The organism is Albidovulum sp. (assembly GCF_008933605.1).
In the GTDB taxonomy this organism is placed as follows: Bacteria; Pseudomonadota; Alphaproteobacteria; order Rhodobacterales; family Rhodobacteraceae; genus Albidovulum.
Window position 1 is genome coordinate 1 of sequence record NZ_WBUS01000002.1, and the last position, 16,596, is coordinate 16,596.

The following is a 16,596-nucleotide window of genomic DNA, read 5'->3' on the forward strand; positions in this document are numbered from 1 at the left end:
GAAGATCGACCCTGCCAGGAGCGCCAGGACGGCGACCGGCGGCCAGACGTGACCGAAGCCGGCAAGCGCGAAGCAGAGCGCGCCCCAGCCGAAGGCGGTGCGCACCGCGCGCCGGAGGCCCCGGCCGCGCATCCAGCGCATGATGAAGGGCGCGGCAAGAAGGAGCGCGTTCGACACCGAGAAGGCGACGCTCGCCACCCGGTCGCCAAGCCCCGCCTGGATGCAGAACATCGGCAGATAGACGACATAGACCCACCAGCCCGACGAGCGGAGGACCGCGAAGAGCCAGCCCGAGATCAGCCGCGGCTGGCGGAAGAAGCGGCCGAGATAGGCCAGGGGGTTCGGCGCCGGCGCGCGGGCCCGAGTGATGAGCCGCCCGTTGCCGAGCCGGAGATACCAGAAGGTCGCCAGCAGGAGCGCGGCGAAGCCGATCGCCATCAGGAAGGGCATCGCCGGCCACCACTTCCAGAGGAAGACCCCGGCCATCGGGCCGATCGCCCAGGAGATGCCGCTGTAGAGAAGCTTCTGCGTCTCCACCCGGCCGAGTTCATGTCGGGCGATGAAGTCCATGATGTAGGCGTTGGTGCAGATGAAGACCGTGACGGTTGCGAAATTCGCCAGCACCATGGCGACCGGCGTCGCCACCGCCCCGCCCCGGATCGCCAGGAGCGCGCCCGCGACATAGAGGCCCGCTCCGAGCGTATAGAGCCAGCGGCGCGGGACGCGGCGGTTGAGCCAGGGGACCATCAGTCCCCAGGAGAGCGAAGCGATTCCGACGGCGAAGTAGACGAGGCTGACGTGGGCGGCATTCTCGCCCAGCGCCTGATACATGACGAGCGGCCAGACCGAGACCAGGGTCCCGCGCAGCGAGGCTTCGATCCCCGCGAGGACGGCGAAACCGGTCACGCCCGGCGTGGGTGCGTGACGCAGATAGTCAGGGATGTAGCGGCTGATCATGAAACCTCTCGTCCGAGACATCGCGCGCGACCCGGGAGGGCGTCTGAGACGTTTCCGACAGGCGGAGTCGGATTGGACCTATCCCGCGCGGGCGATGAGCGCCACGAGGCGGCGCCGGGCCTCGGGCATCGGCCGGGAACCGAGGTCGGGAAAGAGCCGGTGCTCGAGGAAGTGCCCTGTGGTCCTGAGCGCCTCGGCGATCTCGTCCGCACCGGCCGGACCGTGGCCGAGCAGGCAGGGCGGCAGCGGCAGGAGCCGGTCCGCCCAGTCCCCCGCCGCGCCGCGCGCCACGGCGCGCCCGGATTTCGGGCTGACATAGGCAAGGTCTTCGCGGGCGCCCGTGACGGCGCAGGACGCCAGGTCGAGCCCGTAGCCGAGGTCCTCGAGGAGGCCGAGTTCCCAGCGGACGTAGGCGAGCGGCCAGTCCGGATCCTCGCCCAGCCGGTCGAGCAGGCCGATCGTCGCGGCGTAGAGCCCCGGATGCGGCTCCCGCTCCGGCAGCGCCTGGTGCAGGAGCGCACAGACCGCGTTCAGCGCGGCAAGCGCCCCGCGATCTCCAAGAAGGCCCGCCCGCGACCGCAACGGCTCCACCGTGAAGGTGCCGATATGGTCTTCGAGCCGCGCCCGCCAGGTCAGATCCAGCTGCACCCCCGGCTGGAGAAGCGGCGCGAGCCTGCGCGAGGCGCCGCCGGGCACGACACCGGCATGACGTCCATGCCCGGGCGTGAAGACCTCGATGATGGCGGCATTCTCGCCGTGCCGCCTGACCGCCAGAAGGGCGCCTTCGTCCCGCCAATCCATGCCGTTCCTCCGGGACGCGACTATCGGCCGCGGCGTCGGCGATGTCCACCGGCGGCGGGAACGTCGCCCCCCTGACGCACCACTCGCGAGCGAGAGGGGTCAGTCGGCGAGCCCCTCCTCGTCCAGAAGCGTCCGCCCCTCGCGGCTCTCGATCTCGATCACCCAGAGGTCGGGGTCCATCCGCCGCTGGCGGGCGACGGTGGCATCGACCTCGGTCTCGGCCCCGTCGGCGAGAACGACCCAGGTGCGCCCGCCGGTCATCAGGTCGACGCTGCGCTGAAAAAGCCGAGCCCGGCCGTCGAGCGTGGCGAGCTTCACCAGCACCGCGCCCGCCGTAGGATCGCCCCTTGCGGTGACATAGGCCGGCAGATGCGCCGCCTGAAGCCGGGCGAGATAGGCGCGCACCCAGAACTCGGCGGTGAGCCGGGCACTCATGCCCCCGGGCTTTCATCGTGGCGGGAAACACTCGCGCCGGAGGCTCCCGCAGGCTCCGACCGCGCAAGGGCGCGGACGTGGCGCGGCGTGGAGGTGAGGTCAGTCGCCATCCTTGAAGTCGAGCCCCATCTCGGTATAGCGCGCGCGGTCCTCCTGCCAGTTCTCGCGCACCTTCACCTGCAGGAAGAGATGCACGGGTCGGCCGAGGAACTCAGCGATCTCGCCCCGCGCCTCGCGCCCGACCGCCTTGATAGTCTCGCCGCCCTTGCCGAGGACGATCCCCTTGTGGCCGTCGCGGGCGACGTAGACCACCTGGTCGATGCGGGCGGACCCGTCCTCCCGCTCCTGCCAGTGCTCGGTCTCCACCGTCAGCTGATAGGGAAGTTCCTCGTGGAGCCTGAGCGTCAGCTTCTCGCGCGTGATCTCGGCTGCGATCATCCGCATCGGCAGATCGGCGATCTGATCCTCGGGGTAGAACCAGGGGCCTTCGGGCAGCTCGGCGGCAAGCCAGCGCTTCAGGTCCTCCACCCCGTGGCCGCGTTCGGCCGAGATCATGAAGGTCTTCTCGAAGGGGAAGGCCGCGTTCAGCTCCTGCGCCAGCGCCAGCAGCGCCTCGGCCTTCACCCGGTCGATCTTGTTGATGGCCAGCGCGACGCGGGTCCTGGCGGGCAGCTTTTCGCGCAGCGCGTCGAGGATCGCCCGCACCCCGTCGGTGAGACCGCGATGGGCCTCGATGAGCAGCACGACGATATCGGCGTCCGCGGCGCCACCCCAGGCGGCGGCCACCATCGCCCGGTCCAGTCGGCGGCGGGGGCGGAAAAGCCCGGGCGTGTCGACGAAGACGATCTGCGCATCGCCCTCCATCGCGATGCCGCGGATGCGGGCGCGGGTCGTCTGCACCTTGTGGGTGACGATCGAGACCTTGGCGCCGACCATGCGGTTCAGAAGCGTGGACTTGCCCGCATTGGGCTCTCCGATCAGGGCGACGAAACCGGCGCGGGTGGTCATGTCGTGTAGCGATCCTATGATTGATCTCCGCCCCATACGGGAAAGTTGCGGGATTTGCCAATTGGCAATTGCGATGCGGCGGACCATGGTAAGGGAATTGAACGAACGAGTCGCTTGCCATGGGTCTTTTCCGTTTACTGTTCCGCGCCTTCTTTCGCTCTAGCCGGCCCATATTGGTGGAGATCCGGCACGAGACGACGGTTCTGGAGGACGGAAGTCCCTGGCGCCGCCGGGTCGCAGTCGGGCAGTCGGCCGACATCAGGATCGTCGAGGTCACCGAGCTTCGCGGCCGGCCCTGGGTAATCGACGGTGACACCCTGGACATTGGCGGAATGCGCATCCGGCTCGCCGGGATCGACGCACCGGAGATGGACCACCCCTATGGCAGGACCGCCAAGTGGGCGCTCGTCAATCTGTGCAAGGGGCAAGAGATCAGGGCCGTCTTCGATGGCGATCTTTCGCATGACCGGACCGTGGCAACCTGCTACCTCCCGGACGGGCGCGATCTGTCGGCCGAGATGGTCGCCGCCGGGATGGCGATCGACTGGCCCAAGTTCTCGCGCGGGAAGTATTCCCGGCTTGAGCCGCAGGGAATTCGCAGGAAGTTCTGGCGCTGCGATGCGCGCCAAAAGGGGCGCATGCCGCCGCGTCGGCCTGACTAGAGGCTACTGCGTTCCATCCGCGCCAGCAGCGCCTTGGCCGCCGCCTGTTCCGCCTGCCGCTTCGCGCCGGCCTGCGCCACTTCCGCCTCGCCGGTGGCAAGCCGCACCTCGACGGTGAACATCGGCTGGTGGTCCGGCCCCTCGCGTTCCAGTTCGCTGTAGGCCGGGGGCGGCAGGCCGCGGCCCTGCGCCCATTCCTGCAAGGCCGTCTTGGCGTCGCGGGCATCGGCCTTGACGGTTCCGATCCGCGCATCCCAGAGTCTCAGGACGACGGCCTTCGCGGTCTCGAAGCCGGCGTCGAGATAGACCGCCGCGATCACCGCCTCCATCGCATCGGCAAGGAGCGCCTCCTTGCGCCGGCCGCCCGACATCATCTCCGACCGGCCGAGCTTCAGGACCTCGCCGAGGTCCGTCTCGCGCGCGACGGCGGCGCAGGTCTCCTTGCGGACGAGGGCATTGAAGCGCGGCGCGAGCTGGCCTTCGCTGGCCCCCCTGTCGGCGGCCAGAAGCGCCTCGGCCATGACGAGGCCGAGCACGCGGTCGCCGAGGAATTCGAGCCGCTGGTTGTCGGGGCGTGCCGGCGTGGCGATGGAGGAATGCGTGACCGCGCGCAGAAGAAGTTCGGGCCGGCGGAACTCATGCCCGATGCGGGCCGCGAAGGCCTGGAGGTCCGACGACAGTCTCACTCCACCGCCGTGAAGAAGCGGTCGGACCGCCAGGTCCAGAAGAAGAAGAGCGAGCGGCCGGCGGAGGAGAACATGATCCGGTCGGCCCGGCCGATGAGGTATTCGGCCGGCAGCATTCCCACCCCACCGGAGTTCACCGCGAAGCGGCTGTCCTGGCTGTTGTCGCGGTTGTCGCCCATGAAGAAGTAGTGCCCAGCGGGCACGGTGTAGATCGGCGTGTCGTCGGCCGGCACGTTGGCAATGTTGAGGACATCGTGGCGCACGCCGTTCGGCAGGGTTTCGATGAAGCGCTCCTTGACGCAGGTGCCGCCGATGCCGACGGGGTCGTTGGCACAGCGCGGCATGTTGCCCTGCGAACCCTGCGGCGCCTTGATCTCCTCGAAGGTGCCGGCGGCTTCCTGCGGCACCGGTTCGCCGTTCAGCCAGAGCTGGCCCGCCTTCATCTGCAGGGTATCGCCCGGCAGGCCGATCAGCCGCTTGATGAAGTCGGCCCCCGTGCCGGGATGGCGGAACACGACGACATCGCCGCGTTCGGGTTCCGAACCGAAGAGACGCCCGGTGATCGGGCAGGCCGCGAAGGGGCAGGAATAGCGCGAGTAGCCGTAGGCCATCTTGTTGACGAAGAGGAAGTCGCCGATGAGGAGCGTGTCCTTCATCGAACCGGAGGGAATCCAGAAGGGCTGGTAGAAGAGGGTCCGGAACACCCCCGCGATGAGAAGCGCGTAGACGATCGTCTTCACGGTTTCGACGATACCATCCTGCTTTGCCGCCACGATGCGCCCTGCCCTGTCCAGTTTCTTGTGCCCGCGCTACATGCGGCGGCGGCAGGGCCGAGTCAAGTTTCGGCTGCGCCCGCACGCGGCCGCGCCTCGATCACCACGAAGGCCTGCGCCCAGGGGTGATCGTCGGTCAGCGTAACGTGGACAATGGCCTCGTGCCCGGGCGGCGTCATCGCGGCGAGCCGTTCGGCCGCCCAGCCGGTCAGGTGCATGACGGGCTGGCCCGAGCGGAGGTTGGAGACGCCCATGTCCTTCCACGAGATCCCCATGCGCAGGCCGGTGCCGAGCGCCTTGGAACAGGCCTCCTTCGCCGCCCAGCGCTTGGCATAAGTGCCGGCCGTGTCGCGACGCCGTTCGGCCTTCCGCTGCTCGACCTCGGTGAAGACGCGGTTGCGGAAACGGTCGCCGAACCGGTCGAGCGTCGCCGCGATGCGGTCGATATTGGCAAGGTCCGTGCCGATGCCGAGGATCATCTGGGGTCGGCTCCACGCCGGGTTCCGGTCTCGCACAGGTATCGCATCGGCACCGGCCTTTTTCCAGACGCTCGCTCAGGCGGCATGCTCGCGGCAGATGCGGGTGGTTTCCGGAACGGCGAGCGCAAGGCCGAGCAGGCCGCAACGGTGGCTGCCATCCTCCAAGACCTGGTGGAAGCGGCAGGTGCCACAGATGCCGAAGCTGCGCCCGCCGCGCGCGGCGATCATGCGTGCGACCAAATCGCCCAGCGCGGCCTCGAGCGTGCCGCCATGATCGGCAAGCTCGGTCCGCGTCCGCAGCATGGCCCGGCCTTTCGCGGTCAGGTCATAGCGCAGGCTGCGGCGGTCGGCCGGGTCTTCCGCCGCCACGATCAGGCCCTTCCGCGCCAGGGCGCGCAAGGTCTGCGACACCGTGCCCCGCGTTGCGTCTAGATAATCCGCAACGGCGGAGGGACTGCGCGAGAAGGCGTTCGCCTGGTCGAGATAGTCGAGCGCGGAGAGTTGCGCATCGCTCAGGCCGGGCCGCCGGCGCGCGGCGGCATGCAGGCGCGACAGCCGGTCGATGAGGGAACCGAGGCGGGACGAGGCGGGCATGGACGAAAAATGCTTGCCAGATCGTAGCGAGTCAATATCAATAATCGTATCGAGTCGCTATCAGGAGTCCACCATGCCCCGCCCCTCCGTTTCCCTCTCGCTTGCCGCAATGCTCGCCGCCCCGGCCGCGTTCGGCGCCGGGATCACCTCGCCCGCCGACCCGGCGAAGCGCGCGACCTTCGACATCCTCGCCGCCGAGGCAAGCCGCGACGGCGACGCCGTCACCTTCCGCATGACGCTGGCCGCCACGGCGGGATCGGAGCAGCCGGCCCCGGTGGGCGCGCTCGCCGGGGCGCCGGTCCACGCCTATGTCTGGCCGACCTCGCTCGACCCCGCCACGGTCGGCTTCGAGGGCGGCACCGGCGTCCTGGCCCTGGCCGCGACGAGCCATCCGGATTTCGACGACACGCCGCTCGAGGACGAGGACGGCGATGGCGACCCCAAGAACGACGGCGGCCCCTGGCACAGCCACTGGGTCGTGCTGACCCCGTCGGAGGAGTGCGGGCCGGGCGCGCTGTCGGTCCGCGACATCCCCGAGGGCGAGACCCCCGCGCTGCCGAAGACCTGGCCGGGCCTGCCGCTCTTCATCGACAGCCCCGGCTATGTTCCCGCGCTCGATGCCGATACGGTGGCGGTGACGGTCACGCTGCCGGGCGCACCGGCGGATATCGGCTTCGACGGCGTCACCTCGGCGCTCCGCGTCAACGCCAATGTTCATGCGCCACTTCTCTGCGTCACCGACGTCTTCGACGTGGCCTCGGGCGACCTTTCCCTGCCCGGCAAGGTGGAATGAGAGGGCGGAGATGACGACGGAACGCCTCGACGACACCGCGCTCAGGCCAGCGCCGGAATGGTCGGTCAGCCAGTGGTTCAACACCGAGGGGCGCCCGACCCTTGCAAGCCTGCGCGGGCGCGTCGTGATGATCGAGGCGTTCCAGATGCTGTGCCCCGGCTGCGTCGCACATGGACTGCCGCTGGCGCAGGCGGTCCATCGGCTGTTCCCGCAGGATCGGGTGGCGGTGATCGGCCTGCATACGGTGTTCGAACATCATGCGGCGATGACCGCCGTCTCGCTGGCGGCATTCCTGCACGAGTACCGCGTGACGTTTCCCGTCGGCATCGACGACCCCGGCACCGGCGCGCTGCCGGTCACGATGGAGCGCTACGGCATTCGTGGCACCCCCAGTCTCATCCTGATCGACCGCATGGGCCGTCTCAGGGCGCATCACTTCGGCCAGGTGTCGGAACTCAGGCTCGGGGCCGAGATCGCGACGCTTCTGGCTGAAGAGGGTCCCGTCGCCGAAGAACTGTCCGCCGGCGCGCGCTACACCGGCGTGCACCGCACCCCATACGGCAAATCACGCGGATGATACCCGCGCCCTGTCCATCTGCCGGCGCATCCCGGCGATCGCCTCCTTCAGCCCGACGAAGATCGCCTCGCCGATGAGGAAATGGCCGATGTTGAGCTCGCGCACCTCGGGGAAGGCCGCGACGGGGGCGACGGTGTCGTAGGTCAGCCCGTGGCCCGCGTGTACCTCGAGGCCGAGCGAATGCGCAAGCCGCGCGCCTCCGGCCAGCGCGGCGAGTTCGGCGTCGCGGTCGGCAAGGCGCCCCTCGGCGTGGAGGTCGCAGTAGTGGCCGGTGTGAAGTTCCACCACTTCCGCGCCGATCCTCGCCGAGGCCTCGATCTGGCGCGGGTCGTGGCCGATGAACATCGACACGCGGCAGCCGGCGTCGCGGAGGGGCGCGATGTAGTCGGTCAGGCGGGCGACGTCGGCGGCGACGTCGAGCCCGCCCTCGGTCGTCCGCTCCTCGCGCTTCTCGGGGACGATGCAGACGGCGCGCGGCCGGTGGCGGAGCGCGATCGCCTGCATCTCGGCCGTCGCCGCCATCTCGAAGTTGAGCGGTCGTGTCAACGTGGCCATGAGCCGGTCGATGTCGCCGTCGGTGATGTGCCGGCGATCCTCGCGCAGGTGCGCGGTGATGCCGTCGGCGCCCGCGTCCTCCGCCAGCTTCGCGGCGCGCACCGGGTCCGGATAGGCCGACCCGCGGGCGTTGCGCACGGTGGCCACATGGTCGATGTTCACGCCGAGCCTGAGATGGGTCACCTGGGTCGCCTCCGTTCCGGTCGGCGCGGAGCCTAGCGGCAGGGGCCGTGACTGTGAACGGGACAAATCGTGCCGGTCACAATTTGCCGGAGGAGCTCTTGCCGGCCAGCGATTTCTCCGCGACCTGCTCGGCGCGGGCATGGAGCTTTGCCTTCAGCTTCTCGAAGCGTTCCTTCAGCCGCTTGCGGCGGTGCTTCTGGTAGGCGGCGATGACCGGCTCGGAGAGGTAGTACGCGACGACGCCGGCGACGATGCCGGGAAGGAAGCCGCCGACAAGGTAGGGCAGGAAGATCTCGTTCCAGAAGTTGTAAAGGTTCGTCCAGTGGGCCGTGTCGTCGGTGAACATTGCAGTGAAATTGTGCCTGAGATCCTCGCTCGCGCCGACAAACTTGCCGAAGATCGTCGCATGCTGGCTTTCGTCGAACTCCGTGCCCAGAATCCAGTGACCGAACTTCATCGAAGAGACGGCGATGATCGGGAATGTGAGCGGATTGCCGAAGAACGTGCCAAGGAGCGCCGCCAGCACGTTGCCGCGCACGATCCAGGCGGAAATGGCGGCCGAAATGAAGTGAAGCCCGAAGAACGGGGTAAAGCTCACGAACACGCCGGCCCCGACACCACGCGCGATCCGGTCCGGACGGTCCGGCAGGCGGCGGATGCGGTGTTTCACGTAGTGGAAGGCGCGGGTCCAGCCACCGCGCGGCCACAGGGCCTCCACGAACGTCCGGAAATAGGACCGCGGGTTGCGCCGCTTGAAGACCACGTCCGTTCCTTCCCACCCCTCAGGGCTTGCGGCTCAGGTCACGGTAGCGTTCGACCTGCGCCACATCGCTTTCTGCCTCGAGTGCTGTCAGCACCATATGGAGATGCTCGGCATCCCTCAGATCAACTTCCACGATAAGACGGTAAAAATCCGGCTTTCGATCGACGAAAGTGAGATCGGAGATATTGGCCTTCTGCTCGCCGATCAAGGTGCAGATGCGGCCGAGCACACCTGCGTCATTGGCGATCGTGAGGTTGAGCCCGATGGTATAGACCGGCGCGTGGCGGCCCGAATGCCAGTGCAGGTCGACCCAGCGTCCCGGCTGGTCCTCGAACTCGGCGAGGGCCGGACAGTCGATGGCATGCACGACCACGCCCTGGCCGCGGTAGGTGATGCCGACGATGCGTTCGCCCGGGACCGGCTGGCAGCAGTTGGCGCGGCGGAAGGACTGATCGGCCGTCAGCCCGACGACGGGCCGTCGGGCATCGACTTCCTCGACGGAGGCCTGGGTGGCAAGCTCGGGGTAGATCGCCTCGATCACCTCGCGTGCCGTGAGCTCGGCCGAACCGAGCCGGGCGAGCACGTCCTTCTCGTCGGCGAGGCCGAGCGTCCTCGCCGCGGTCCTCAGCGCCTTGTCCGTCGCCTTGCGGCCGATATGCTCGAAGGCCACGCGGGCGAGTTCCTGGCCGAGCTTGACGAACCGCTCGCGGTCCTCCTCGCGCAACGACCGCCGGATCGCGGCCTTGGCGCGGCCGGTGACGACAATGTCGATCCAGGTCGCCTGCGGGCGCTGGCCGGTGGCGGTGATGATCTCGACCGACTGGCCGTTCTTCAGCCGCGTCCAGAGCGGAACGCGGATGCCGTCGACCTTGGCGCCGACGGTGGAGTTGCCGATGCGGGTATGGATCGCATAGGCGAAGTCGAGCGGCGTCGCCCCCTTGGGCAACTGCACCACGTCGCCTTTCGGGGTGAAGCAGAAGACCTGGTCGGAATACATCTCCAGCTTCACGTTCTCGAGGAAGTCCTCGTGGTCCTCGCCGGTGTCGAACCGTTCCGTGAGCGTCGCGATCCAGCGCGCCGGGTCGACGGCGAAGGGGTTCTGCGCCCGCTCGCCGTCGCGGTAGGACCAGTGCGCGGCCACGCCCGCCTCGGCCACCTCGTGCATCTGGCGGGTGCGGATCTGCACCTCGACCCGCTTGCCGTCGCGGCCCGAGACCGTGGTGTGGATCGACCGGTAGCCGTTCGACTTCGGCTGGCTGATATAGTCCTTGAACCGCCCCGGAACCGCGCGCCAGCGACGGTGGATCGCGCCGAGGATGCGGTAGCAGTCACGCTCGTCGGAGCAGATCACCCGGAATCCGTAGATGTCGGAGAGGCGCGAGAAGGCAAGCTGTTTCTCCTGCATCTTGCGCCAGATCGAGTAGGGCTTCTTGGCGCGGCCGAAGACGTCGGCCTCGACCCCGTCCTTTTCCAGTTCCGTCCGGATGTCGGTGGTGATCTTGGGGATCACGTCGCCGGATTCCTTCTGAAGGATCACGAAGCGCCGGATGATCGAGGCGCGTGCCTCCGGATTCAGGACCTTGAAGGAAAGGTCCTCAAGTTCCTCGCGCATCCACTGCATCCCCATGCGGCCGGCGAGCGGCGCGAAGACATCCATCGTCTCGCGCGCCTTGCGGGCCTGCTTCTCGGGCGGCAGCGAGCGGATCGTGCGCATGTTGTGAAGCCGGTCGGCGAGCTTCACCAGGATCACGCGCAGGTCCTTCGACATGGCCATGAAGAGCTTGCGGAAGTTCTCCGACTGCTTGGTCTCGGTCGAAGAGAGCTGGAGGTTGGTGAGTTTCGTGACCCCGTCCACCAGTTCGGCGATCTCTTCGCCGAACGTCGCCGCGATGTCGGCCCAGGTGGACTTCGTATCCTCGATCGTGTCGTGCAGGAGGGCGGTGATGATCGTCGCGTCATCGAGCCGCTGCTCGGTCAGGATCGCGGCGACGGCAACGGGATGCGTGAAGTATGGCTCCCCCGAGCGGCGGCGCTGGCCCTCGTGCATGTGCGCGCCGTAGTCGTAGGCGCGGCGGATCAGCGCGGCATTGGTGCGGGGATTGTAGTTGCGGACCAGCGCGATCAGGTCTTCGACGTCGATCATTCCGGTCCGCGTGCCTTCGTCTGGCGGGCTCAGCCCTGGCCCTGAGCTTCCATGAGTGCCCGGAGGAGTTTTTCCTCGGACATGTCGTCCTCGCTCGGGCGGTCGACCTCGGCGCCCATCAGGAGGGCCATCGCGTCGTCCTCGGCCTCGTCGACCTCGATCTGCGTCTGCTGGCTCTCGATCATCCGCTCGCGCAGGTCGGAAGCCGCCTGGGTCTCGTCCGCGATCTCGCGCAGCGCCACGACAGGGTTCTTGTCGTTGTCGCGGTCCACCGTGAGGCCGGAGCCGGAGGCGATCTCGCGCGCCCTGTGCGCGGCGAGCATCACGAGCTCGAACCGGTTCGGGACCTTGTCAACGCAATCTTCGACCGTCACGCGGGCCATCGGGAACTCCAATCGGAATGGGAGGCATGGAGACCGCTATTTAAGTGCTCGGTCTGCTATTGACAAGCGAAGAATCCCTGTCAGAGCGGGCAAACCACGGCTTTCTCGGCCTTGGGGAGCGCCGCTGCCATCTCGGCGACCGTGCGACCGGTCAGCGGGTGGCGCCAGTCCGGCGCGATCTCGGCCAGGGGAATCAGCACGAAGGCGCGGTCCTGCAACCGCGGATGGGGCAGGATCAGACGGTCGGGCGCGCGATCGCGCTGGTCTGCGGCCGGAAGATCCATCCACTGCCGCAGGGTGGCGGCGTCGGGCAGCACGCGCTCTCCCATCGAAAGCAGGTCGAGGTCGAGCGTCCGCGCGCCCCAGCGCACCTGGCGCACACGGCCAAACCGGGCCTCGATACGGTGCAGGACATCCAGGGTCTCGGCAGGTTCGAGCGTCGTGGCTGCCACCACGGCCGCATTGACGAAATCCGGGCCGCTACCCGGCGGGTAGGCAGGTGTCCGGAAAAAGCGGGAAACCGCGACAATCGGGCCGATGTCCCGCGCAATGTCCGCGAGAGCAGCCGCAATGGTTTTGGCCGGATCACCTGCGGGAGAAGTTGAATTGCCGCCGAGGGCGATCGCTGCTAGCCTGTCTTTTTGGATACATAGGAAATCCACTGGCAATTTGCCAAGTCCCTGCTACCACACCCGAACGCCCGTCGACTTTTCAGTTTGCCCACCCAAACACAAGAAGGAATTTCGACGGTTCATTTCTGGAAGGAACAATTGATGTTCTACAAGGACGAACGGCTCGCGCTGTTCATCGACGGGTCGAACCTCTACGCAGCGGCAAAGGCGCTGGGATTCGACATAGACTACAAGCTTCTCAGGCAGGAATTCGAGCGCCGGGGCAAGCTGTTGCGTGCGTTCTACTACACCGCGCTGCTGGAGAACGACGACTACTCGCCGATCCGACCGCTTGTCGACTGGCTTCACTACAACGGCTTCTGCATGGTCACGAAGCCGGCGAAGGAGTACACCGACAGCCAGGGACGCCGGAAGGTCAAGGGCAACATGGACATCGAGCTTACCGTCGATGCCATGGAGCTTGCGCCGCGGCTCGACCATATCGTGCTCTTCTCCGGCGACGGCGATTTCAAGCCGCTCGTCGAAAGCCTGCAGCGGCAGGGGGTGCGCGTCTCGGTCGTCTCCACGATCCGCTCGCAACCGCCGATGATCGCCGACGAACTGCGCCGCCAGGCCGACAACTTCATCGAGCTGGACGCGCTGCGCGAGGTGATCGGCCGCCCGCCGCGGGAAGCCCGGGTCGAGCGCGAGGAAGAGACGGCGAGCGGCAAGTAACGCCGCCACGCAGCGAGTCGGACCGCAGGCGCCCGGGGGCGCCTGCGTTCGGTTGTCCACACCCGGGCATTCGACTACCGTGCCGCCGCGACGCGAGAGGACCGATCATGCCCCAGCCCCTGACACTCTATCTCGCCGCGCCGCGCGGTTTCTGCGCCGGCGTGGACCGCGCGATCAAGATCGTCGAGATGGCGCTGGTCAAGTGGGGGGCGCCGGTCTACGTGCGCCACGAGATCGTGCACAACCGCTTTGTCGTCGACGGCCTGCGCGCCAAGGGCGCGGTCTTCGTCGAGGAGCTGGACGAGGTGCCCGGCGACCGGCCCGTGATCTTCTCGGCCCATGGCGTGCCGAAGGCCGTGCCGGCCGAGGCGGCGCGGCGCAACATGATCTACGTGGACGCAACCTGCCCCCTCGTCTCCAAGGTCCATATCGAGGCCGAGCGGCATCACCAGAACGGCCTCCAGATGGTGATGATCGGCCATGCCGGCCACCCCGAAACGCTCGGCACCATGGGGCAGCTGCCGGAGGGAGAAGTGCTCCTGGTGGAGACGGTCGCGGACGTGGCGACGCTTGCCCCACGCGACCCCGAAAGGCTCGCCTTCATCACCCAGACAACGCTTTCGGTCGATGACACCGCCGGCATCGTCGCCGCGCTGAAGGCGCGGTTCCCGGCCATCGTCGGTCCGCAAAAGGAAGACATCTGCTACGCCACGACGAACCGGCAGGAGGCGGTGAAGGCCATTGCACCCAGGATCGAGGCGCTCCTCGTCATCGGCGCGCCGAACTCGTCGAACTCCCGGCGCTTGGTCGAGGTCGGGCGCGCCGCCGGCTGCGGATACGCCCAGCTTGTGAGCCGCGCGACCGACATCGACTGGCGCGCGCTCGGGGCGCTGAAAACGGTCGGTGTCACCGCCGGTGCCTCAGCCCCGGAAGTATTGGTTAACGAGGTCATCGACGCCTTCCGCGCGCGCTTCGACGTCACGGTCGAGATGGTGGAAACGGCGCGCGAGAGCGTCGAGTTCAAGGTCCCCCGCGTCCTTCGGGAACCGGTATGAGCGCGGATGCCCGCACCATTGCCGCCTATGACGCGCACGCGGGCGACTACGAGGAGCGGTTCCACAGCGACGGCCCCGGCCGCCATCTCCGCAGCTTCATCGCGGCGCTGCCCGAAGGTGCCCGGGTGCTCGACCTCGGTTGCGGGCCCGGCGAAGCGTCGGCCTTCCTGCGTGCCGCCGGGATGCGGCCCGAACCGGTCGATGCCTCGGCGGCGATGGTTGCGCTTGCGAACGAACGCCACGGCCTCGGTGCCCGGCTCGCAACGTTCGACGATATCGAGGCCCTGGCCGAATATGACGGCGTCTGGGCGAACTTTTCGCTGTTGCACGCGCCGCGCAAGGACCTGCCCCGGCACCTTTCAGCGCTGCACCGTGCGCTGAGGCCCGGCGGTCTGCTGCATCTCGGCATGAAGACCGGGGTTGGCGAGGGGCGCGACGCGCTCGGCCGCTTTTACTGCTACTACGAGGTCGATGAGTTGCACGGGCTGCTGGCCGATGCCGGCTTCACCGCACTCTCCGAACGGCGAGGCGAGGAAAAGGGCCTGGCCGGAACGCTCGATCCTTTCGTGATACTCCTCACCCGGCGCGCTTGACCGGACCCGGCCGCGCGGGCACCCTCTCCGAATCCGCTGCCGAAGGTTCCCCATGTCGCCCGAGTACCTGCTGACCACGTTCGTCGTCTGCCTCGCCCCCGGGATCGGCGTCGTCTACACGCTGTCGGTCGCGCTGGCGCAGGGTATGCGCGGCGGATTCTGGGCTTCGGTCGGCTGTACGCTGGCGACCATCGTTCACATGGCCGTCGCCGTGGCGGGCCTTGCGGCGATCCTGCATTCCTCGGCCGTCCTCTTCCAGACGGTGAAGTTCGCGGGCGTCGCCTACCTGTTGTGGATGGCCTGGGGCACGCTGAAGGGCGCGGGCGGACTTTCCCTCCAAGCCGCCGTCCCGCAACCGGCGGGCCGGATCGTCTGGCGGGGAATCGCGCTAAACCTTCTCAACCCCAAGATCCCGATGTTCTTCCTGGCCTTCCTGCCGCAGTTCCTGTCTCCCGGCGACGGAACGCGCACCATCTTGGAACTGGGTCTAGGCTTCGCCGTCATGACCTTCGCGGTCTTCCTCGGCTACGCCGCGCTCGCCGCCTCGGGGCGCGAGGCGGTCCTGTCCCGCCCCGCCGTCATGGCCTGGCTGCGCCGCGCCTTCGCCGCCTCCTTCGCGGCCCTCGGCCTCCGCCTCGCAATGGAGCGCGCCTGAGGATCGGTTGACCGCCCCCGCCCCCCAGCCTATCCCCTGAACGAACCGAATGGGGGGGCAGATGCCCGAGCTTTTCGCCTATACCGACGGAGCGTGCTCCGGCAATCCCGGCCCCGGAGGCTGGGGCGTGCTGATGATCGCGCGCGAGGGCGACGCGGTCGTCAAGACCCGCGAGCTGTCGGGCGGCGAGCCCGACACGACCAACAACCGGATGGAGCTTCTGGCCGCGATCTCGGCGCTGGAAGCCCTGAAGCGTCAGAGCGCGATCACCATCGTCACCGACAGCGCCTACGTGAAGAACGGCGTCACCACCTGGATCCACGGGTGGAAGCGGAACGGCTGGAAGACGGCCGACCGGAAGCCCGTCAAGAACGTCGATCTCTGGCAGCGCCTCGACGCGGCACAGTACCGCCACGAGGTGACCTGGGAATGGATCAAGGGCCATGCCGGCCACCCCGAGAACGAACGCGCCGACGAATTGGCGCGGGCGGGCATGGCGCCCTTCAAGCCGAAGAAGGCGCGGGCCGATGACGCTGCTTGACGCGCTCGACTATGCCTCGGTCTTCGTCTTCGCGCTGACGGGTGCGCTCGCCGCCAGCCGGGCGCAGCTCGACATCGTCGGCTTCGCCTTCGTCGCTTCGCTGACCGCCGTCGGGGGCGGCACGGTCCGCGACGTGATCCTCGACCGCAATCCGGTCTTCTGGGTGGCCGAGCCGGCATTCATCGGCGTCGCCGTGACCGCGGCGGTCATCGTCTTCTTCACCGCGCACCGTTTCGAAAGCCGGCTCACGGTCCTTACCTGGCTCGACGCGCTGGCGCTCTCGATCGCGGTGCCGGCCGGCGTGGGCGTGGCGCTCGCGGCCGGCCAGCCCTGGGGCGTGACGCTTCTGATGGGGATGGTGACTGGCGCCTTCGGCGGGCTCATGCGCGACGTGGTCTGCAATGAGGTGCCGCTGGTTCTGAAACAGGGCGAGCTTTACGTCACCGCGGCCTTCGCCGGGGCCGTTGCCGCAGTCGCGGCGCTTTTCGTGCTCCCGGCGGGCCCGGCGTTGCTCCTCTGCGCGGGCGTCACCTTCGCGCTCCGCGCCGGCAGCCTTCACTTCGGCTGGCGGCTGCCGGTCTACCGCTCGCGCCCGCCGCGCCGCTGACCCGCCG

The 16,596-nt window shown here is 68.2% G+C and carries 22 protein-coding genes; 9 read left to right on the top strand and 13 right to left on the bottom strand.

What is annotated here, in order from left to right:
- From F9K34_RS00410 to era, 4 genes are all read right to left on the bottom strand, one after another.
- The coding region (locus F9K34_RS00410) for an MFS transporter (RefSeq protein ID WP_291334488.1) at positions 1–957 on the bottom strand (957 nt) is incomplete at its 3' end.
- 78 nt (positions 958–1,035) lie between these two features.
- On the bottom strand, positions 1,036–1,758 hold the full coding sequence (recO, locus tag F9K34_RS00415; protein WP_291334489.1) for a DNA repair protein RecO: 723 nt from the start codon (positions 1,756–1,758) through the stop codon (positions 1,036–1,038).
- Between the two features lie 99 nt (positions 1,759–1,857).
- Complete coding sequence (locus F9K34_RS00420; RefSeq protein WP_291334490.1) at positions 1,858–2,193, bottom strand: DUF1491 family protein; 336 nt, start codon at positions 2,191–2,193, stop codon at positions 1,858–1,860.
- Between the two features lie 99 nt (positions 2,194–2,292).
- A complete protein-coding gene (gene era / locus F9K34_RS00425; protein WP_291334491.1) occupies positions 2,293–3,201 on the bottom strand; it encodes a GTPase Era in 909 nt (302 codons plus the stop codon).
- Between the two features lie 176 nt (positions 3,202–3,377).
- Here era and F9K34_RS00430 point away from each other — a divergent pair, with 176 nt between their 5' ends.
- Positions 3,378–3,863 (top strand): thermonuclease family protein, encoded by a 486-nt coding sequence (locus tag F9K34_RS00430; protein WP_291334550.1) that lies wholly within the window; start codon positions 3,378–3,380, stop codon positions 3,861–3,863.
- Here the strand turns inward: F9K34_RS00430 and rnc are convergent.
- From rnc to F9K34_RS00450, 4 genes are all read right to left on the bottom strand, one after another.
- Positions 3,860–4,549: a ribonuclease III gene (rnc, locus tag F9K34_RS00435; RefSeq protein ID WP_291334492.1), complete on the bottom strand. Its 690-nt coding sequence runs from the start codon at positions 4,547–4,549 to the stop codon at positions 3,860–3,862. The two genes, F9K34_RS00430 and rnc, sit on opposite strands and share 4 nt — an antisense overlap.
- Positions 4,546–5,322: a signal peptidase I gene (gene lepB / locus F9K34_RS00440; protein WP_291334493.1), complete on the bottom strand. Its 777-nt coding sequence runs from the start codon at positions 5,320–5,322 to the stop codon at positions 4,546–4,548. The genes rnc and lepB overlap by 4 nt, the downstream gene beginning before the upstream one ends.
- Before the next feature lie 62 nt (positions 5,323–5,384).
- Complete coding sequence (acpS, locus tag F9K34_RS00445) at positions 5,385–5,801, bottom strand: holo-ACP synthase (protein WP_291334494.1); 417 nt, start codon at positions 5,799–5,801, stop codon at positions 5,385–5,387.
- Between the two features lie 75 nt (positions 5,802–5,876).
- Positions 5,877–6,395, bottom strand: a complete 519-nt coding sequence (locus F9K34_RS00450; RefSeq protein ID WP_291334495.1) for a MarR family winged helix-turn-helix transcriptional regulator — start codon at positions 6,393–6,395, stop codon at positions 5,877–5,879.
- 73 nt (positions 6,396–6,468) lie between these two features.
- Between F9K34_RS00450 and F9K34_RS00455 the strand changes: the two genes are divergently transcribed.
- Complete coding sequence (locus tag F9K34_RS00455; RefSeq protein ID WP_291334496.1) at positions 6,469–7,188, top strand: hypothetical protein; 720 nt, start codon at positions 6,469–6,471, stop codon at positions 7,186–7,188.
- Between the two features lie 10 nt (positions 7,189–7,198).
- Entirely contained in the window at positions 7,199–7,765 is a 567-nt protein-coding gene (locus F9K34_RS00460; RefSeq protein ID WP_291334497.1) for a redoxin domain-containing protein, read from the top strand.
- Here F9K34_RS00460 and F9K34_RS00465 read toward each other — a convergent pair.
- From F9K34_RS00465 to folK, 5 genes are all read right to left on the bottom strand, one after another.
- Positions 7,754–8,503, bottom strand: a complete 750-nt coding sequence (locus F9K34_RS00465) for a pyridoxine 5'-phosphate synthase (protein ID WP_291334498.1) — start codon at positions 8,501–8,503, stop codon at positions 7,754–7,756. The genes F9K34_RS00460 and F9K34_RS00465 overlap by 12 nt on opposite strands.
- 76 nt (positions 8,504–8,579) lie before the next feature.
- The gene (locus F9K34_RS00470; protein WP_291334499.1) at positions 8,580–9,266 is read right to left on the bottom strand and encodes a DUF2062 domain-containing protein; all 687 of its coding nucleotides are present in this window, start codon (positions 9,264–9,266) and stop codon (positions 8,580–8,582) included.
- 19 nt (positions 9,267–9,285) lie between these two features.
- Entirely contained in the window at positions 9,286–11,409 is a 2,124-nt protein-coding gene (locus F9K34_RS00475) for a RelA/SpoT family protein (RefSeq protein ID WP_291334500.1), read from the bottom strand.
- Positions 11,410–11,438: 29 nt separating this feature from the next.
- Positions 11,439–11,792, bottom strand: coding sequence for a DNA-directed RNA polymerase subunit omega (gene rpoZ / locus F9K34_RS00480; RefSeq protein WP_291334501.1), 354 nt, complete (start codon positions 11,790–11,792; stop codon positions 11,439–11,441).
- An 80-nt stretch (positions 11,793–11,872) separates the two neighbouring features.
- A complete protein-coding gene (folK, locus tag F9K34_RS00485; protein WP_366557748.1) occupies positions 11,873–12,454 on the bottom strand; it encodes a 2-amino-4-hydroxy-6-hydroxymethyldihydropteridine diphosphokinase in 582 nt (193 codons plus the stop codon).
- Positions 12,455–12,565: 111 nt separating this feature from the next.
- Between folK and F9K34_RS00490 the strand changes: the two genes are divergently transcribed.
- The 6 genes from F9K34_RS00490 (at position 12,566) to F9K34_RS00515 (ending at position 16,589) form a co-directional block, all read left to right on the top strand.
- The gene (locus tag F9K34_RS00490; protein WP_291334503.1) at positions 12,566–13,138 is read left to right on the top strand and encodes a LabA-like NYN domain-containing protein; all 573 of its coding nucleotides are present in this window, start codon (positions 12,566–12,568) and stop codon (positions 13,136–13,138) included.
- A 104-nt stretch (positions 13,139–13,242) separates the two neighbouring features.
- Positions 13,243–14,193: a 4-hydroxy-3-methylbut-2-enyl diphosphate reductase gene (gene ispH, locus F9K34_RS00495; RefSeq protein ID WP_291334551.1), complete on the top strand. Its 951-nt coding sequence runs from the start codon at positions 13,243–13,245 to the stop codon at positions 14,191–14,193.
- Positions 14,190–14,786: a class I SAM-dependent DNA methyltransferase gene (locus F9K34_RS00500; RefSeq protein WP_291334504.1), complete on the top strand. Its 597-nt coding sequence runs from the start codon at positions 14,190–14,192 to the stop codon at positions 14,784–14,786. Before ispH ends, F9K34_RS00500 begins: the two co-directional genes overlap by 4 nt.
- Positions 14,787–14,838: 52 nt before the next feature.
- Positions 14,839–15,441, top strand: a complete 603-nt coding sequence (locus tag F9K34_RS00505; protein ID WP_291334505.1) for a LysE family translocator — start codon at positions 14,839–14,841, stop codon at positions 15,439–15,441.
- 61 nt (positions 15,442–15,502) lie between these two features.
- Positions 15,503–15,982, top strand: coding sequence for a ribonuclease HI (rnhA, locus tag F9K34_RS00510; protein WP_291334506.1), 480 nt, complete (start codon positions 15,503–15,505; stop codon positions 15,980–15,982).
- Complete coding sequence (locus F9K34_RS00515) at positions 15,969–16,589, top strand: trimeric intracellular cation channel family protein (protein WP_291334507.1); 621 nt, start codon at positions 15,969–15,971, stop codon at positions 16,587–16,589. Before rnhA ends, F9K34_RS00515 begins: the two co-directional genes overlap by 14 nt.
- Positions 16,590–16,596 lie beyond the last annotated feature (7 nt).